This window comes from Actinopolyspora mortivallis (genome assembly GCF_003001495.1).
Classification (GTDB): domain Bacteria; phylum Actinomycetota; class Actinomycetes; order Mycobacteriales; family Pseudonocardiaceae; genus Actinopolyspora; species Actinopolyspora mortivallis_A.
Window position 1 is genome coordinate 15,144 of sequence record NZ_PVSR01000003.1, and the last position, 14,659, is coordinate 29,802.

The following is a 14,659-nucleotide window of genomic DNA, read 5'->3' on the forward strand; positions in this document are numbered from 1 at the left end:
TCTCCGCATCCACCGATGCGGACCTGACACAGCGTGACACTTAGATCGCGACGATCCGACGTCGTCGTTCCGAGGGAGCTGTGTGACCGTGAAGGGACTATCCATGTCTGGACAGACACCACTAACCAGGACGCACCTGGATTTCGATGGTGTCTTGTTCGGCGATGCCAGCAGATGTTCGTTATCGAGTACGCAGCACGTCGACGTTGACTACGGAGAGACAGAGGGCGCACTCATCCAGAACGGTCCCGATATGTGTTTGGGGCTTCTCCTCAGACACATCGCACTGCGTCCGCTGTAGCCGCCCCGGAGCACCAGAGGGACATTCTTCCCACCACAGCAGTCAGGAAGACACGGGGGAGGTTCTCGGCCAGTTCGGAGAGTTGGCCCACGCCGTTGGCATCGTCACTCATACGGTAGCCGCGGGCGGTGCAAGTGCCGGTTTTCGTTCGGATGTTCCTCATGTCCCGCTATGCACGTCACCATGTATCCATTCATGACATCAGGGACTGAGCACAGTACGTACTGCCGCGATGCAGTGTGTGGTGGCATCATCTGTCATGAGCCTGCGGAGCTCACTCTGCCCTCCCGGCCACCGTGTCTGGCCGGGAGGGCAGTCCAGAGTGGGGACACGTCTGCGAAATGGTGGCTAGTCGAACTCGCCGTCCTTCACTCCGGCGACGAACGCCTGCCACTCGGTCGGCGTGTAGTAGTGCGCCGGCCTGGTGCGATCCTTGGTGTCACGCAGCCGCCGGCCACCGTCGGCGGCCACGGCGACCTCGACACAGCCTTGGTGGTCATTGCTGTAACTGCTCTTGTAGAACTCGGCGTCTGAGGGGACGTCGAGCGGATAGTGCGTCACTTGTGTACCTCCTGTGCTGCTTGGCGCAACATCGCCTGTGAGTCTTCCTGGTTCGCGGCCTGGACGCGTAGGCGGGTCAGAGCCCGTTCATACAGTGCGACCTCGTCAGGTTTCTCGTAGTAGCGGCCTTCGACCAGCCCTTCCAGGTATACGACCCCGGGATCTCCTGCCATCTCGCTGGGAAACTTCAGGATCTGGAAGCCACCGGACTGTGCCAGATGCGCCCCCGCCTTCAGAGGCAGTATCTGCAGGTCGATGCGAGGGCGCTCACAGAGTTTGATCAGATGATTGAGCTGCTCTGTCATCACCTCAGTGTCGCCACGTGGGCGGTGCAGTACCGATTCGTCGATGATGGCCCACAACCGGACCGGGTCCTCGTTGCGGTCCAGGATGTTTTGACGTCCGAGTCGAAGCTCGACACGTTGCTGGACCTGCTCGTCGGTGAGTTCGGGGTCGGCTCGGATCACGGCTTCGGCGTAGGCGGGTGTCTGCAGCAGTCCGGGGACGACGTAGGGGTCAAAGCTGAACACCTCGGCGGCTCCCGCTTCCAGGCCCAAGAACAGGTCGAACCACGGCGGTACGGCGCCACTGAGTCTGTCCCACCAGTTCTTGCCTTTACGAGCCGCTTCGACGATCCGCAAGAAGTCCGGGAGCCTGTCGGGCTTGCCGTAGAAGTCGAGCAGGATCTCCAAAACGGGTTTGGAAGGGAGCCGTTCCCCAGTCTCGAGATGGCCCACCTGGGCACGCGACAACCCGAGCCGCTGCATGACCTCGGAACGCTCCTTACCCGCTTCTTGACGAAGCTGGCGCAGGTTGAGACCGATCCAGCGCTTAAGCAGCGCTGGGCGAGTCTGTCTCCGGACCTCGCCCGCTGCGTAGGCGGCTACGGCATCGACGCTTTCCTGCTGTGCACCGCCGCAGCCGTCGGCCCCGTGGCCACCGTGCCGATCACCACTGTCAAACAGCACGCCCCCTCGTTCCCCCACCTGCCCACGATCTTTCACGAAGCCGTGCCGATCCTGCTGCACCCAGCTCGAACCGCACACCCCACCCCGGTCTCACTCTCTCCGCCCCGACTGGCCGACCGAGACGTGCCCGACAGCGAGCTCACCCGCCGTGACCACCGACTGGCAGAACTCGCCCCCCAACCACGCTCGACCACTCCGCCGCCGTGGCCGGAGGCCGTGGCCACGGCGTGGCGAGCCGTCACCCACGGCACACCTGCCGAACACGCCGCTGCTGACCTGTGGCCGCACTACCTCGCCCGAGTTCGCGGTTGGCTCGCCCACGCCAGCACCACAAGCCCCTCCGAACGCCCGCACCTGCTATACCTCGCCATGAATCATGTCCTGACCGCGCTCACCCGGAATCGGCACCTCTCATGAGCACACCACCCACCCAGCAGGTCACCGTCACCGCCCTGGAACCGTTTCCCACCATCACCGCCGGTGACGACCTCGCCCACGCCATCACCACCACCCTGGCCGCCCAGAACTTCCCCCTGGTCGAGGACGACGTTCTCGTCGTCGCCAGCAAAATCGTGTCCCTGTCGGAACACCGCTCGGTCGACCTCGACGAGGTCACCCCCACCACCCGCGCACACGAGCTGTCCCAGGCCACCGGCAAACCCCCCGAGATCATCCAAGTGATCCTCGACGAATCCGTGGACTATCACCTGGCCACCCCGACAGGACCGATCATCGCCCTCCACCGACTCGGCTACGAACTCACCTCCTCCGGAGTGGACCGTGACCGCACCACCCGCCAAGCCTGGCTGCTGCCAGCCAACCCCGACGCCTCAGCCCGCGCGCTGCGCGACACGCTGACAGCAGCCACCGGAGTACGGCTGGCCGTGATCCTGGCCGACTCCGACGGACGACCCGACCGGCACGGATCCACGGTGATCGCCCTCGGAGCCGCGGGCATCCACCCCCTGCGTACCACGGAACACGCCGAGAAAACGCACCACGAAACCCTGACCGACCTCGCCGCCGGCGCCGCCGGAATCACCCTCGGACAACGCGGCCGCGGCGCCCCCGTCACGGTGCTGCGCGGTCTGCACTACCACCACAGCGACGCCGGCATCGGCAGCATCCTGCACCACGGGCAGCCACGATGAACATCACACTCACCGGAGGATCCGGCACCCTCGGCAGTCACCTGACCCCCGCCTTCGCCGCAGCCGGACACACCGTCACCATTCTCGACAAACACCCACCCCACACCCTGCCCACAGGGTGCGACTACCACAACATCGACCTACGCGACCCCGACGCCACCAGGAACGCCACCCACCACACCGACGTGATCATCCACGCGGCCGCCGGAATCACCCACACCGACGCCCCACTACCCGACATCTACGAACACAACCTGCTGCCGACCTACCACGTCCTCGAAGCCGCCCGAAAACACCGCACCTCCCGCGTCGTGCTGGCCAGCAGCCACCACACCATCGGCTTCACCCCCACCAACCAGACCATCACCAGCACCGACACCGCACCCAACCCCGACAGCATCTACGGCGTCGGCAAAATCACCGACGAAGCACTCGCCTCGCTGTACGCCCACAAACACCATCTCGACATCGCCGCCATCCGTATCGGCAGCCTCCGCACCACCCCGACCGAGGCCCGCCACGCCGCCACCTGGCTCAGCCCCCCCGACGCCATCACCCTGTTCACCGCCGCAGCCACCCAACCACTCCCACACCCCTTCACCCTCCTCTACGGCACCAGCGACAACACCCCTCAATGGTGGCCCCACAACCACTGGACCGACCTGAACTACCACCCCCACGACAGCGCCACCCGCCACCCACTCCCACCACTGACCGATCACTGGCACGGAGGCCCCTACACGGAGATCGAATAACGACCAAACAGGCCCTCAGCCCTCGGCGAACCAACGAGTACCACGGCCCCGGGTCGCCCCACACATTCGCTCGTCCGTGTCCTGAAAGTTCATGAGTATCTTCTACGAGTCCGTCAAGTTGTTCACCTCAACGTCCCGGCTATCGGCGGAACTCTTCTCCTACCTCATCGGCTGCTTCGGCTCGGGGCACCTTCCGGCCCCACCCCCGGCAGCGCTCTCCGCAGCCGCCGCCCCTGGCAACCGGCACCCGGCGGACACAAAAAACCGGCCGGGAGCACGGGTGGCGCTCCCGGCCGGGAACCGGAGTCTCACTCCTCGGTGTAGTGCACCGGCGGTCCCGTCGCACGTCCGGCGGCGCGCCGCCCGGAACGCCGCGCCGGGCCCACCGAGACGACGGAGGAGTCCGAGGACGGCACCGTCCGCTCCGCGGCCTCGGAGGCCGAACCGCTCACCACCACGGGCTGCGGGGCCTGCCCGGCGCTTCCGGCGGGCCTGCTGGCCTTGCGCCGTCCCCTCCCGGAGGAACCACTCGACACACCGACCTCGTTGCCCTGGGCGGGCTGTTTCCGCTGTTCTTCCCCGGCAGGCTCACCGGAACCGGTGGCCGCCTCCGCCTCCCCGACGGGAGCCGTCCCGTTGGTGGACGCCGCGGCCGCCGGGGCGGCCTCCGCCTCACCGGAATCCGCCCCCTCGGACACCTCGGCGGGGACCGTCTCGCGTTTCCAGCCCGAGCGGGAGGACGACTCCTTCCGGGAAGTCGACTTCGCGGCGGGGGCCTGCTTGCCACCCCCGGACTCGGACGCCGGAGCGGCCTCGGCCGTGGCCTCCGCCTTCTCCGTCCGCTGCTGCCCGCCGGAGCTCTCCTGCTGGGAGGAGGACTTGCCCCGCTGCTTGTTGCGCCGCGAACCACCGCCACCACCGCCGTGGTGACTGTGGTCGATCGGCTCGGTGGAGACCAGCACACCGCGCCCCCGGCAGTGCTCGCACGTGCTGCTGTAGGCCTCCAACAGGCCCGTGCCGACCCGCTTGCGGGTCATCTGCACCAGTCCGAGCGAGGTGACCTCCGCCACCTGGTGACGGGTCCGGTCCCTTCCCAGGCACTCGGTGAGCCTGCGCAGCACGAGATCGCGGTTGGACTCCAACACCATGTCGATGAAGTCGATGACCACGATCCCGCCGATGTCGCGCAGCCGCAGCTGGCGCACGATCTCCTCGGCGGCCTCCAGGTTGTTCCTGGTGACCGTCTCCTCCAGGTTCCCCCCGGACCCGGTGAACTTGCCCGTGTTGACGTCGATCACCGTCATGGCCTCGGTGCGGTCGATCACCAGGTACCCGCCGGAGGGCAGCCAGACCTTGCGGTCCAACGCCTTGGTGATCTGCTCGTCCACCCGGTACTCGGTGAACACGTCGGTGTTGCCCACGTGCTTGTGCAACCGTCCGAGCAGTTCGGGGGCCACGTGCTGCACGTAGGCCTCGATCGTCTCCCAGGCCTGGTTCCCCTGGACGGTGAGCGCGGAGAAGTCCTCGGTGAACAGGTCCCGCACGACCTTGACCAGCAGGTCCGGCTCGGCGTAGAGGAGCTGGGGCGCCTGGGCGTTGGGGGTCTCGGCCTTCTCCTTGATGACCTCCCACTGCGCCTGCAACCGTCGCACGTCCCGGTCGAGGGCCTGCTCGCTGGTGCCCTCGGAGGCGGTGCGGATGATGACCCCGGACTCGTCGGGGACGATCCGCTTCAGGATCTCCTTGAGGCGCTTGCGCTCGTTGTCCGGCAGCTTCCGGCTGATCCCGGTGGCCCCGCCCCCGGGGACGTACACCAGGAAACGCCCGGGCAGGCTGACCTGGGTGGTCAGCCTCGCTCCCTTGTGCCCCAGCGGGTCCTTGGTGACCTGGACCAGCACGCTGTCGCCGGTGGAGAGGGCCTGCTCGATCCTGCGGGACTTACCGGCCAGTCCGGCGGCCTCCCAGTCCACTTCCCCCGCGTAGAGCACCGCGTTGCGTCCACGACCGATGTCGACGAAGGCGGCCTCCATGCTCGGCAGCACGTTCTGCACCCTGCCGAGGTAGACGTTGCCCACCAGCGAGTCACTGCCCGCCGAGGTCACGAAGTTCTCGACCAGGATGTCGTCCTCGAGCACGGCGACCTGCGTCTGACCGTCGTTCTCCCGCACGATCATCTTGCGGTCCACCGACTCGCGCCGGGCGAGGAACTCGGACTCGGACAGCACCGAGGCCCTCCGCCGACCCGCTTCCCTGCCGTCACGGCGCCGCTGGCGCTTGGCCTCGAGGCGGGTGGAGCCCTTGATGGCGCGGACCTCGTCCTCGGCCTCCTGCCGGGAGCCCTCTCCGGTGCTCTCCCGGACGTGCACCACCGTGTTCGGCGGATCGTCCTCACGGGTGAGGTTGTCGGACTCTGTCGAGCTCTTCCGACGCCTGCGACGCCTCCTCCTGCTCACGGAAGTCGCCTCCGTCTCCTCCTCGGCACCGGGGCTCTCGGAGCCGGAAGCGCCACTGGCGGTCTCCCCCTCGTCCTTGGCGGAGGTCTCCGCGCCGGGGTCGACGTTCTTGTCCTTCTTGGCCTTGCGGTCCTTCCTGTCCTTCTTCGTGGACTTGCCGCTCTTGGCCGTCTCCTCTCCCGTGGCGGTGGAGCTCGCGGCGGCCTCACCGGCCGAGGAGGTTGCCTCCTCGTCCCCGCCCCGGCCACGTCCGCGGCCCCTGCGACCGCGTCGCCGCCTGCGGCGTGTCGAGGTTCCGGTCGAGGACTCGCCGCCGCTCTCGTTCCTCTCGGTGGACTCCGGAGCAGCGGCCTGCTCCTCGGCGGGGACGGACTCACCGGTCTCCTCGGTAGCGGTGCCGGTCTCCCCCGCGGTCTCCGACTGCCTGGGAGGCAGGAACATGGCCTGGGGCGGCGCGAAGGTGGGGGCGAGGGCCTCCTGCGCGGCACCGGACTCCCCCTCGTCGCCCTCCCCGGCCGGGGCCTCGTCGGAGGAGCTCCGTCGTCCTTCGGCGCCGGAGGTCCCGTTCACCGCGTGGTCCGAACGCGCCCGCTCCTCCGAGCCGGGTGCGGTGGCCGTTTCCTCACGCGCTCCCGTGCCGGCGCTCTCGCCCCGCCGGACGTCCCGCTCGGCGGGCTGTCCGCCGTTCGCGGTGGACTCGACGCCTTCGGGGCGCAGCGACCCCACCACCTCGAGCGCGACCTCCCGGGTGATGTTCGCCTGCGCGCTGCGCACCGAGTGCCCCAGCTCCCCCAGTTTGGCGATCACCTCGCGACTGGTGACCTCCAGCATCTTCGCCAAGGCGTGCACCCGCATCTTGGGGGGCAGTTCGAAGGTCCGCTGGGTGTTTTCCCCCTGCGCCCGTCCATCCCGTCGGGATGCCACTGATTGTCCGCCGGAGTCCCCAGCGGACGTCTCCCTGTTCAACATTCAACTCCTTCACCCCCGGGCGCGTCCGTGACGGACGCGGCCACACAGGGGTCTACATACGTTGTCGGCCCTCCGCCACTCGGTGGCGGTAATTCTGTTGGATCCCTTGCGCCCTGGCCAAGCCCCAGGCGATCGCATGGTGAGTCGACGGCGCCCGTCGATCCCGTCACCCGAAGGAGGCAAACACCTAGCGGGTTCCGGCCGCCGCCCTGTCCGGGGCCAGCGGATCGACGATCGTGCCTCCGTCGTCGAGCCGACCCTGCTCCAACCTGGTGGCTCGCGCAACCTCCGGCGTGGGCAAGTCGGCGACGACGCGAAGGGCCTTGAGTACGTCGTCGGGTCGCACAACCGGTGTCGTGTGCCGTACGACCATGACGATTATCCCATATCGCTGTACACGATCCGGGCAATCGTCCACGCGTGGGACATCACTCGCCCCGGAAACACTCTCCGCATCCGGACTGACACCCGACGTCGAGTCCCCGTGCAGACGGATGTCGACCAGAGCCGCCCGTGCGTCCAGGGTACGACGGCCCTTCTTCGTCATTCGTTCGACCTCGACCGACTCGGAGGCCGTCAGCAGCTCCACCGCACGCCGCAGGTCGGAGAGGTCGATCCCCTCGACCTCCACCCGCCAGGTGCTGGCCTCCAGCCGGTCGGGCAACGAACCCGTCCCCGCGGGCACCACCTCGGCGATGTCCATACCCGCGGGAAGGGTGGAACGCAGCTCCTCGTGCAACGTGGTCAGGGGAACCTCCCGGGCCAGTTGCATCTCGGCGTACTCCGCCTCACTCGCGACCCCGGTGGGAGCGGCCCCCGCCCAGGAGATCCGCGGGTGCGGGCTGTAGCCCTCCGAGTAGGCCACGGGCACACCGGCACGCCGTAACGCGCGTTCGAAGACCCGGGCCAGGTCACGGTGCGAGGTGAACCGCAGATGGCCACGCTTCGTGTAGCGGAAACGCACCCGGTGGCCACTCGAAAGCACGGGATGAGGCTGGTGTTGCTGACTCAGAGCATCCTCCGTGGTCGTGTCGAGGGCGAACCGCCCCGGCGGACACCAACCGGGACATCCCGCACCATACGGTCTCAGTCGGCTCCGCCCGCTGATTCGAACGCCGTGTTCCGTACCGGTGTACCACTGTTCACCGGGGTGATGGGCAGCAAAGGCCGGTCGGAGGGCCCCACCTCGATGTCGGTGCCCATGGTCGGGCACACCCCGCAGTCGAAGCAGGGAGTCCACCGACAGTCGTCCTGCTCACGCGCGGCGAGGGCGTCCTGCCAGTCCGTCCAGAGCCATTCCTTGTCCAGGCCGGAGTCCAGGTGGTCCCACGGAAGGATCTCGTCCTCGGAACGCTCCCTGGTGGTGAACCAGTCGAGGTCCACTCCCAGCGGCGGCAGCACCTCGGCGGCGGCGGAGACCCACCTGTCGTAGGAGAAGTGCTCGTTCCAGCCGTCGAAACGACCTCCGGACCGCCACACCCGCTCGATCACGTGTCCGACGCGACGGTCGCCCCGGGAAAGCAGTCCCTCGATCAACGAGGGCTTGCCGTCGTGGTAGCGCACACCGATGCTCCGTCCCAGGCGCCGATCGGAGGTGATCTCCTTGCGCAGCTTGCGCATCCGCTCGTCGACAGTGTCCGGATCGGCCTGGCTGGCCCACTGGAACGGGGTGTGCGGTTTCGGCACGAAACCACCGATGGAAATCGTACAGCGGATGTCCTTGCGCCCGGACACCTCCCGGCCCGCCCGGATGACCTCCTTGGCCATCGCGGCGATCTGGAGCACGTCCTCGTCCGTCTCGGTGGGCAGCCCGCACATGAAGTACAGCTTCACCTGGCGCCAACCGCTGGAGAACGCGGTGGACACGGTCCGGATGAGGTCCTCCTCGGAGACCATCTTGTTGATGACCCGGCGGATGCGCTCGCTGCCTCCCTCCGGGGCGAAGGTGAGCCCGGAGCGGCGGCCGTTCCGCGAGAGCTCGTTGGCCAGGTCGACGTTGAACGCGTCCACCCTGGTGGAGGGCAGGGAGAGCCCGGTGTTGCTTCCCTCGTAACGGTCGGCCAGCCCCTTGGTGATCTCGCCGATCTCGGAGTGGTCCGCCGAGCTCAGCGACAGCAGACCGACCTCCTCGAACCCGGTGGACTCCAGGCCGCGCTGCACCATCTCGGTGATCCCCCGGTTGGAGCGCTCACGCACCGGCCGGGTGATCATCCCCGCCTGGCAGAAGCGGCACCCCCGGGTGCAGCCGCGGAAGATCTCCACGCTCATCCGCTCGTGGACGCTCTCCGCTGTGGGCACCAGCGGCTGTTTCGGATACGGCCACTCGTCCAGGTCCATGGTCGTCCGTTTGAAGACCCGGTGCGGGGCCGAGGGGTGGTTCGGCACGACCTCCTCGATGTGGCCGTCCTCCCCGTAGTGGACGTCGTAGAAGCCGGGGACGTACACCCCCTGCGCGGCCAGTCGTGCCAGCAGCTCCGCGCGTCCCCCGGGGGTGCCCTCCTCCTTGAAGGCGCGGATCAGCTCGGTGATCTCCAGCACCGCCTGCTCTCCGTCACCGAGCACCACGGCGTCGACGAACTCGGCGACCGGTTCCGGGTTGAACGCGGCGTGCCCACCGGCCAACACGATCGGGTGCTCGTCCGTGCGGTCCCGCGCGTGCAGCGGGATGCCGGCCAGGTCCAGTGCCGTGAGCAGGTTCGTGTAGCCCAGCTCGGTGGCGAAGCTGACTCCCAGCACGTCGAAGGCTCCGACCGGTCGGTGCGCGTCCACGGTGAACTGGGGAATCCCGTGCTCGCGCATGAGTTCTTCCAGGTCGGGCCAGACCGAGTAGGTGCGCTCCGCGAGCACGCCGGGCTGCTCGTTGAGGATCTCGTAGAGGATCATCACGCCCTGGTTGGGCAGCCCGACCTCATAGGCGTCCGGGTACATCAGGCACCAGCGGACGGTCGCCTCGTCCCAGTCCTTGACGGAGGAGTTCAGCTCACCCCCGACGTACTGGACGGGCTTGGATACCTGAGACAGCAGCGGTTCCAGGCGGTCGTATACGGATTCCACAGGCACATTCCCCAGCGTAACGAGCGGATACGGGCAGCAGGGCGACGTGGGCACTTTCGAGTGTTCGGTTTCGGCAACCGGCGACGCACCGTCTACCCGACCGTTCGGTCAGGGGACGGCGCCACCGGGACCGGTGCTCACCGCACACCCGCCCACGAACTCGTCCCCGGGGCACGAACCGTGCGCCCGGGGACCGGTCGGTCACAGGTCACGGGTCAACCAGATCTCGTCGCGGTACTCGCCGTCACCCGCGTACCGTGCCCGGGGCCAGCGTCCGCGCTCGACCCAGCCCCGGTCGGTGTAGAACCGTTCCGCACGGCCGTCGGCACCGACGCGCAGCGTCAACTGGGTGAGTCCGAGCGCCGTGGCGTGGGACTCGGCGGCGTCCAACAGCTTCCCGGCGACGTCACTCTCGGAGACCTCGGGATCGACCAGCAACCAGTCGAGTTCGGCACGGTGCTGTTCCACCGGGAACTCACCGAGGCGCAGCACCACCGCTCCGGCGAGGGTGTGCTGCTTGCCCGCCGTCAACACGTGCCGCCGCTTCGGGCTCGCGGAGGTGTCGTCGACGATCCGCTGCGCGGTGGCGGTGAGCGTCTCCAGCTCGGTGTCGGCCGTGAACCCCGTGATCCCACCGGCGACGGTCACCCGACCGAGCAGGTCCGCCAGGGCCCGGGGAAGATCGGGGTGCGGCTGGTCCACACGGTGCGGTCCGGTGATGAATTCCTCGTCGCTCATGCCTGGAGATCCGGGAACCAGAGTTTGAGTTCGCGTTCTGCCGATTCGGGGGAGTCGGAGCCGTGCACGAGGTTGTACTGCACCTCCAGGCCGTAGTCGCCCCGCAGGCTGCCCGCGTCCGCCTTCTCCACCGGGTCGGTGCCACCGGCGATCTGGCGGAACGCGGCGACGGCCTTCGGCCCCTCCACGACCGCGGCGACCACCGGGCCGGAGGTGATGAACTCCAGCAGGGACTCGAAGAAGGGCTTGCCGTCGTGCTCGGCGTAGTGCTGCTCGGCGAGCTTCCGGTCGACGTGCCGCATCTCGAGGGCGACGAGCCTGAGCCCCTTGCGCTCGATCCGACTGATCACCTCACCGATCAGCCCCCGCTCCACACCATCTGGCTTGACGAGGACGAGTGTGCGCTCGCTCAACGGGTTTCTCCTTGGAATCCGGGGTCACCGCGGACCCGGTCGGACTAGTCCGGTTCTTCTTCCGGTCAAGGGTATTCGCCACACTCCCGCCCACCCCGCTGGGGGCACCGCCGCCGCCGGATCTCCGCGCCTCCGGGACCCGCCCCGCCGGCGGTTCGGCTGTCAAGTCTGTTACGCGGCGGGGTCGCGCGATAACTTCGGCGGCAACGTACCGACCGGCTGGTCTGTCGTCCGAGTGGGAGGAGCTCACCCATGCGCGCCGCCGTGCACACCGCCCCCAACGAACCGTTGCGGCTGGAGAACGTCGAACACGCCGATCCCGCCGACGACGAGGTGCTCGTCGAGGTCACCTCGTGCGGGGCCTGTCATTCGGACCTGCACGTCAACAAGGGTGAACTGCCCTTCCCCACGCCTGCCGTGCTCGGGCACGAGGTGGCCGGGGTGGTCGCCGGAACAGGGCGCGCGGTCAGCGGGCTCTCCCCCGGTGACCGGGTGGTCACGAGCTTCATCATGCCCTGCGGAAGGTGCGCTCAGTGCGCGGCGGGCAACGAGGAAATCTGTCTGGAGTTCTTCGCCCACAACCGAGCGAAGGGACAGCTCTACGACGGTCGGAGCAGGTTGTCCTTCCCGGACGGCACCCCGGTGTGGATGTACTCGATGGGCGGGCTGGCCGAGCGGGTGGTCACCCCCGCCACCTCGGTGTACCGGGTGCCCGAGGGGGTGGAGCTCTCCGACGTCGCCGCGGTGGGGTGTTCGACCATGACGGCCTACGGCGCGCTGCGCCACGCCGCGGACATCCGGGTGGGGGACACGGTGGCCGTGATCGCCGCCGGAGGCGTGGGCTCCGCCCTGATCCAGCTGGCCCGCGTGTTCGGCGCCTCCGAGATCATCGCGGTGGACATCGGCACGGAGAAACTGGACGCGGCCGTGCGCCTGGGTGCCACGGCCACCGTGAACTCCGCCGAGGTCCCGGACCCCGCCGAGGCGATCCGGGAGCACACCCGGGGGCGTGGCGTCGACGTGGCCTTCGAGGCGCTGGGATCGACCACCACCTTCGAGATCGCCAGGGACTCGGTGGTCGAAGGGGGGCAGGTCGTGGTGGTGGGCATCGCCCCACCCGGCTCTACCGGGGAGCTGAACCTGGCCACGATCGCCCGGCGCAAACTGCGGGTGCAGGGCTCCTACGGAGCCAAGCCGCGCCGGGACATGCCGGTGCTGCTGGACCTGGTCGCCCGTGGCCTGCTGCGGCCGCAGGACACGGTGAGCAGGCACTACTCCCTGGACGAGGTGAACGAGGCCTTCGGCGCGCTGGACCGCGGGGAGATCCGGGGGCGGGCGGTCATCGACGTGGCTCGGCACTCGGGGTGAACCCTCGCGGGCCGTGTTCGCCGCGACGACCGCGAGGGCGAGGACCAGCGGGCTTCTCTCCGCCGCCTCGCCCTCGCGACCCGCGCGGGTGAGCCCGTTGGTCGGGAACGCGGGGGAGGACTCACCTCCGGGGCGGATGACCGGGCGGATGACCGAGCTGGTCGGCCAACCTGCCCTCCCGCATCCGGGTGGCGACGTCGTGGCGCAGATACAGGATGTAGCCCCAGACACCGGCGAAGAGCAGCCCCATGATCCCGATCGCCGGGTGCACCGCGAAACACCCGATCAGCGCGAGCTGCAACGCCAGGGCCACGCCGAGGCCCCACCGGCGCCGCTGCACGAACCCGGCCAGCAACAACAGCACGGTCAGCACGGCCACCACGGCGAAACCGACGCTGCCGACGCCCGAACCGAGCTGCCAGACCACCGGCAGTGCCAGACCGAACACCACGAACTCCAGCACCAGGGTGCCCGCCATGACCCCGCGCAGCCCCTTCCACGGGTCGCGGACGTCGGGCGGGGCCTGCGGCAGTCCCCGATCCCTTCCGTCGGAGGAGGTCACGAGGGCTCCTTGCCGAACAGGGCGCGGGCCTCCCCGGCCGTGACCACCGAACCCGTGATCACGATGCCCGCACCGGAGAGGGACTCGTTCGGGTCGGTGGTCTGCTCGGCGAGGGTGATCGCCGAGGCCACCGCGTCGTCCAACCTGGGCTCCACGTGCACCCGTTCCCTGCCGAACAGCTCCTCGGCCAGACTCGCGAGTTCCTCGGGGGCCGTGGAACGCGGCGAGGAGTTGCGCGTGACCACGAGCTCCTCCACCACCTGTTCCAGTTCGGTGAGGATGCCCCGGGCGTCCTTGTCACTCATCACCCCGACCACGCCGACCAGTTTACGGAAGGAGAACTCGGCGCTGACCGCGTCGGCCAGTGCCCGCGCCCCGTGGGGGTTGTGCGCGGCGTCCACCAGCACCGTGGGGGCCGTGCGCACCCGCTCCAGCCGGCCGGGGGTGACCATCCCCGCGAAGGCCTCCCGCACCTGTTCGATGTCGAGCTGCCGTTCGGCCCCCGCACCGAAGAACGCCTCGACCGAGGCGAGCGCCAGGGCCGCGTTGTGGGCCTGGTGTTCGCCGTGCACCGGCAGGAAGACGTCCTCGTAGATGCCGCCCAGTCCCTGCAACCGCAGCATCTGGCCGCCGACCGCGACGGAGCGCTCCAGCACCCCGAACTCGTGACCCTGACGGGCGACGGTGGCGTCCATCTCGGCGACCCTGCGCAGGATGGGCTCCTGGGCCTCCTCGCTCTGGGAGGCCATCACGACCACGGAGTCCTTCTTGATGATGCCGGCCTTCTCCGCGGCGATGCCCGCGATGTCGGAGCCGAGGTACTCGGCGTGGTCCAGCGAGACCGGGCACAGCACGGCCACCTGGGCGTCGGCCACGTTGGTCGCGTCCCAGCTGCCCCCGAGTCCGACCTCGAGCACGGCCGCCTCCACGGGCGCTTCGGCGAAGGCCGCGAAGGCCATCCCGGTCAGCACCTCGAACTTGCTCATCGGGACCTCGCTGTTCGAGTCCACGATGGACACGTAGGGGGCGATGTCCCGGTAGGCCTCGACGTAGGACTCGGGGCTGATCGGCCCCCCGTCGATGTTGATCCGCTCGGTGACCAGTTGCAGATGCGGGCTGCTGTAACGCCCCACGCGCAGACCGATCCTGCTCAGCAGGGCGTCGATCATGCGCGCCGTGGAGGACTTGCCGTTCGTCCCGGCGACGTGCACCACCGGGTATCCCCGCTGGGGCTCGGCCAGCAGGTCGGTCAACGCCCGGATCCGGTCCAGCGAGGGCTCGATCCTGGTCTCCGGCCAGCGCTCGTTGAGCTCGGACTCGACGACCCGCAGCTCGCGCAGCTCGGAGGGTTCGGAGTCGGCCACGT

The 14,659-nt window shown here is 68.6% G+C and carries 13 protein-coding genes; 4 read left to right on the forward strand and 9 right to left on the reverse strand.

Going from position 1 to position 14,659, the window contains the following annotated elements:
- Positions 1-649: 649 nt before the first annotated feature.
- Positions 650-862 carry a DUF397 domain-containing protein gene (locus tag CEP50_RS03850; protein ID WP_106112544.1) on the reverse strand — a complete coding sequence of 71 codons (213 nt, stop codon included), beginning with the start codon at positions 860-862 and terminating at the stop codon, positions 650-652.
- The gene (locus CEP50_RS03855; RefSeq protein WP_181188201.1) at positions 859-1,830 is read right to left on the reverse strand and encodes a helix-turn-helix domain-containing protein; all 972 of its coding nucleotides are present in this window, start codon (positions 1,828-1,830) and stop codon (positions 859-861) included. Before CEP50_RS03855 ends, CEP50_RS03850 begins: the two co-directional genes overlap by 4 nt.
- On the opposite strand from CEP50_RS03855, the gene CEP50_RS19765 reads away from it, so the two are divergent.
- From CEP50_RS19765 to CEP50_RS03865, 3 genes are read left to right on the forward strand one after another with little or no spacing between them, the layout of a single operon-like run.
- A complete protein-coding gene (locus CEP50_RS19765; RefSeq protein ID WP_181188202.1) occupies positions 1,804-2,247 on the forward strand; it encodes a hypothetical protein in 444 nt (147 codons plus the stop codon). The two genes, CEP50_RS03855 and CEP50_RS19765, sit on opposite strands and share 27 nt — an antisense overlap.
- Positions 2,244-2,981, forward strand: a complete 738-nt coding sequence (locus tag CEP50_RS03860) for a coenzyme F420-0:L-glutamate ligase (RefSeq protein ID WP_106112546.1) — start codon at positions 2,244-2,246, stop codon at positions 2,979-2,981. Before CEP50_RS19765 ends, CEP50_RS03860 begins: the two co-directional genes overlap by 4 nt.
- Positions 2,978-3,736, forward strand: a complete 759-nt coding sequence (locus CEP50_RS03865) for an NAD-dependent epimerase/dehydratase family protein (RefSeq protein WP_106112547.1) — start codon at positions 2,978-2,980, stop codon at positions 3,734-3,736. The genes CEP50_RS03860 and CEP50_RS03865 overlap by 4 nt, the downstream gene beginning before the upstream one ends.
- Positions 3,737-4,044: 308 nt before the next feature.
- Here CEP50_RS03865 and CEP50_RS03870 read toward each other — a convergent pair whose 3' ends face one another.
- The 5 genes from CEP50_RS03870 to ndk all read right to left on the reverse strand — a co-directional run bounded on the left by CEP50_RS03870 (position 4,045) and on the right by ndk (position 11,363).
- Positions 4,045-7,044 carry a translation initiation factor IF-2 N-terminal domain-containing protein gene (locus CEP50_RS03870; RefSeq protein ID WP_219905318.1) on the reverse strand — a complete coding sequence of 1,000 codons (3,000 nt, stop codon included), beginning with the start codon at positions 7,042-7,044 and terminating at the stop codon, positions 4,045-4,047.
- Between the two features lie 301 nt (positions 7,045-7,345).
- A complete protein-coding gene (locus CEP50_RS03875; RefSeq protein ID WP_106112549.1) occupies positions 7,346-8,143 on the reverse strand; it encodes a TIGR03936 family radical SAM-associated protein in 798 nt (265 codons plus the stop codon).
- Between the two features lie 101 nt (positions 8,144-8,244).
- The gene (locus CEP50_RS03880) at positions 8,245-10,212 is read right to left on the reverse strand and encodes a TIGR03960 family B12-binding radical SAM protein (RefSeq protein ID WP_219905319.1); all 1,968 of its coding nucleotides are present in this window, start codon (positions 10,210-10,212) and stop codon (positions 8,245-8,247) included.
- A gap of 201 nt (positions 10,213-10,413) precedes the next feature.
- Positions 10,414-10,950 carry a GNAT family N-acetyltransferase gene (locus CEP50_RS03885; protein ID WP_106112551.1) on the reverse strand — a complete coding sequence of 179 codons (537 nt, stop codon included), beginning with the start codon at positions 10,948-10,950 and terminating at the stop codon, positions 10,414-10,416.
- Complete coding sequence (gene ndk / locus CEP50_RS03890) at positions 10,947-11,363, reverse strand: nucleoside-diphosphate kinase (RefSeq protein ID WP_106112552.1); 417 nt, start codon at positions 11,361-11,363, stop codon at positions 10,947-10,949. The genes CEP50_RS03885 and ndk overlap by 4 nt, the downstream gene beginning before the upstream one ends.
- Positions 11,364-11,615: 252 nt before the next feature.
- Between ndk and CEP50_RS03895 the strand changes: the two genes are divergently transcribed.
- Positions 11,616-12,731: a zinc-binding dehydrogenase gene (locus tag CEP50_RS03895; protein ID WP_106112553.1), complete on the forward strand. Its 1,116-nt coding sequence runs from the start codon at positions 11,616-11,618 to the stop codon at positions 12,729-12,731.
- A 121-nt stretch (positions 12,732-12,852) separates the two neighbouring features.
- Here CEP50_RS03895 and CEP50_RS03900 read toward each other — a convergent pair whose 3' ends face one another.
- Positions 12,853-13,293 carry a DUF4233 domain-containing protein gene (locus tag CEP50_RS03900; RefSeq protein WP_106112554.1) on the reverse strand — a complete coding sequence of 147 codons (441 nt, stop codon included), beginning with the start codon at positions 13,291-13,293 and terminating at the stop codon, positions 12,853-12,855.
- On the reverse strand, positions 13,290-14,657 hold the full coding sequence (gene folC / locus CEP50_RS03905) for a bifunctional tetrahydrofolate synthase/dihydrofolate synthase (protein ID WP_106112728.1): 1,368 nt from the start codon (positions 14,655-14,657) through the stop codon (positions 13,290-13,292). The genes CEP50_RS03900 and folC overlap by 4 nt, the downstream gene beginning before the upstream one ends.
- Between the last annotated feature and the right edge of the window lie 2 nt (positions 14,658-14,659).

Bases quoted from the DNA above. Each gene is read 5' to 3' on its own strand.
- CEP50_RS03860 (WP_106112546.1), top strand. From the start codon at position 2,244: ATGAGCACACCACCCACCCAGCAGGTCACCGTCACCGCCCTGGAACCG.
- CEP50_RS03865 (WP_106112547.1), top strand. From the start codon at position 2,978: ATGAACATCACACTCACCGGAGGATCCGGCACCCTCGGCAGTCACCTG.
- CEP50_RS03870 (WP_219905318.1), bottom strand. From the start codon at position 7,044: ATGCGGGTGCACGCCTTGGCGAAGATGCTGGAGGTCACCAGTCGCGAG.
- CEP50_RS03885 (WP_106112551.1), bottom strand. From the start codon at position 10,950: ATGAGCGACGAGGAATTCATCACCGGACCGCACCGTGTGGACCAGCCG.
- CEP50_RS03895 (WP_106112553.1), top strand. From the start codon at position 11,616: ATGCGCGCCGCCGTGCACACCGCCCCCAACGAACCGTTGCGGCTGGAG.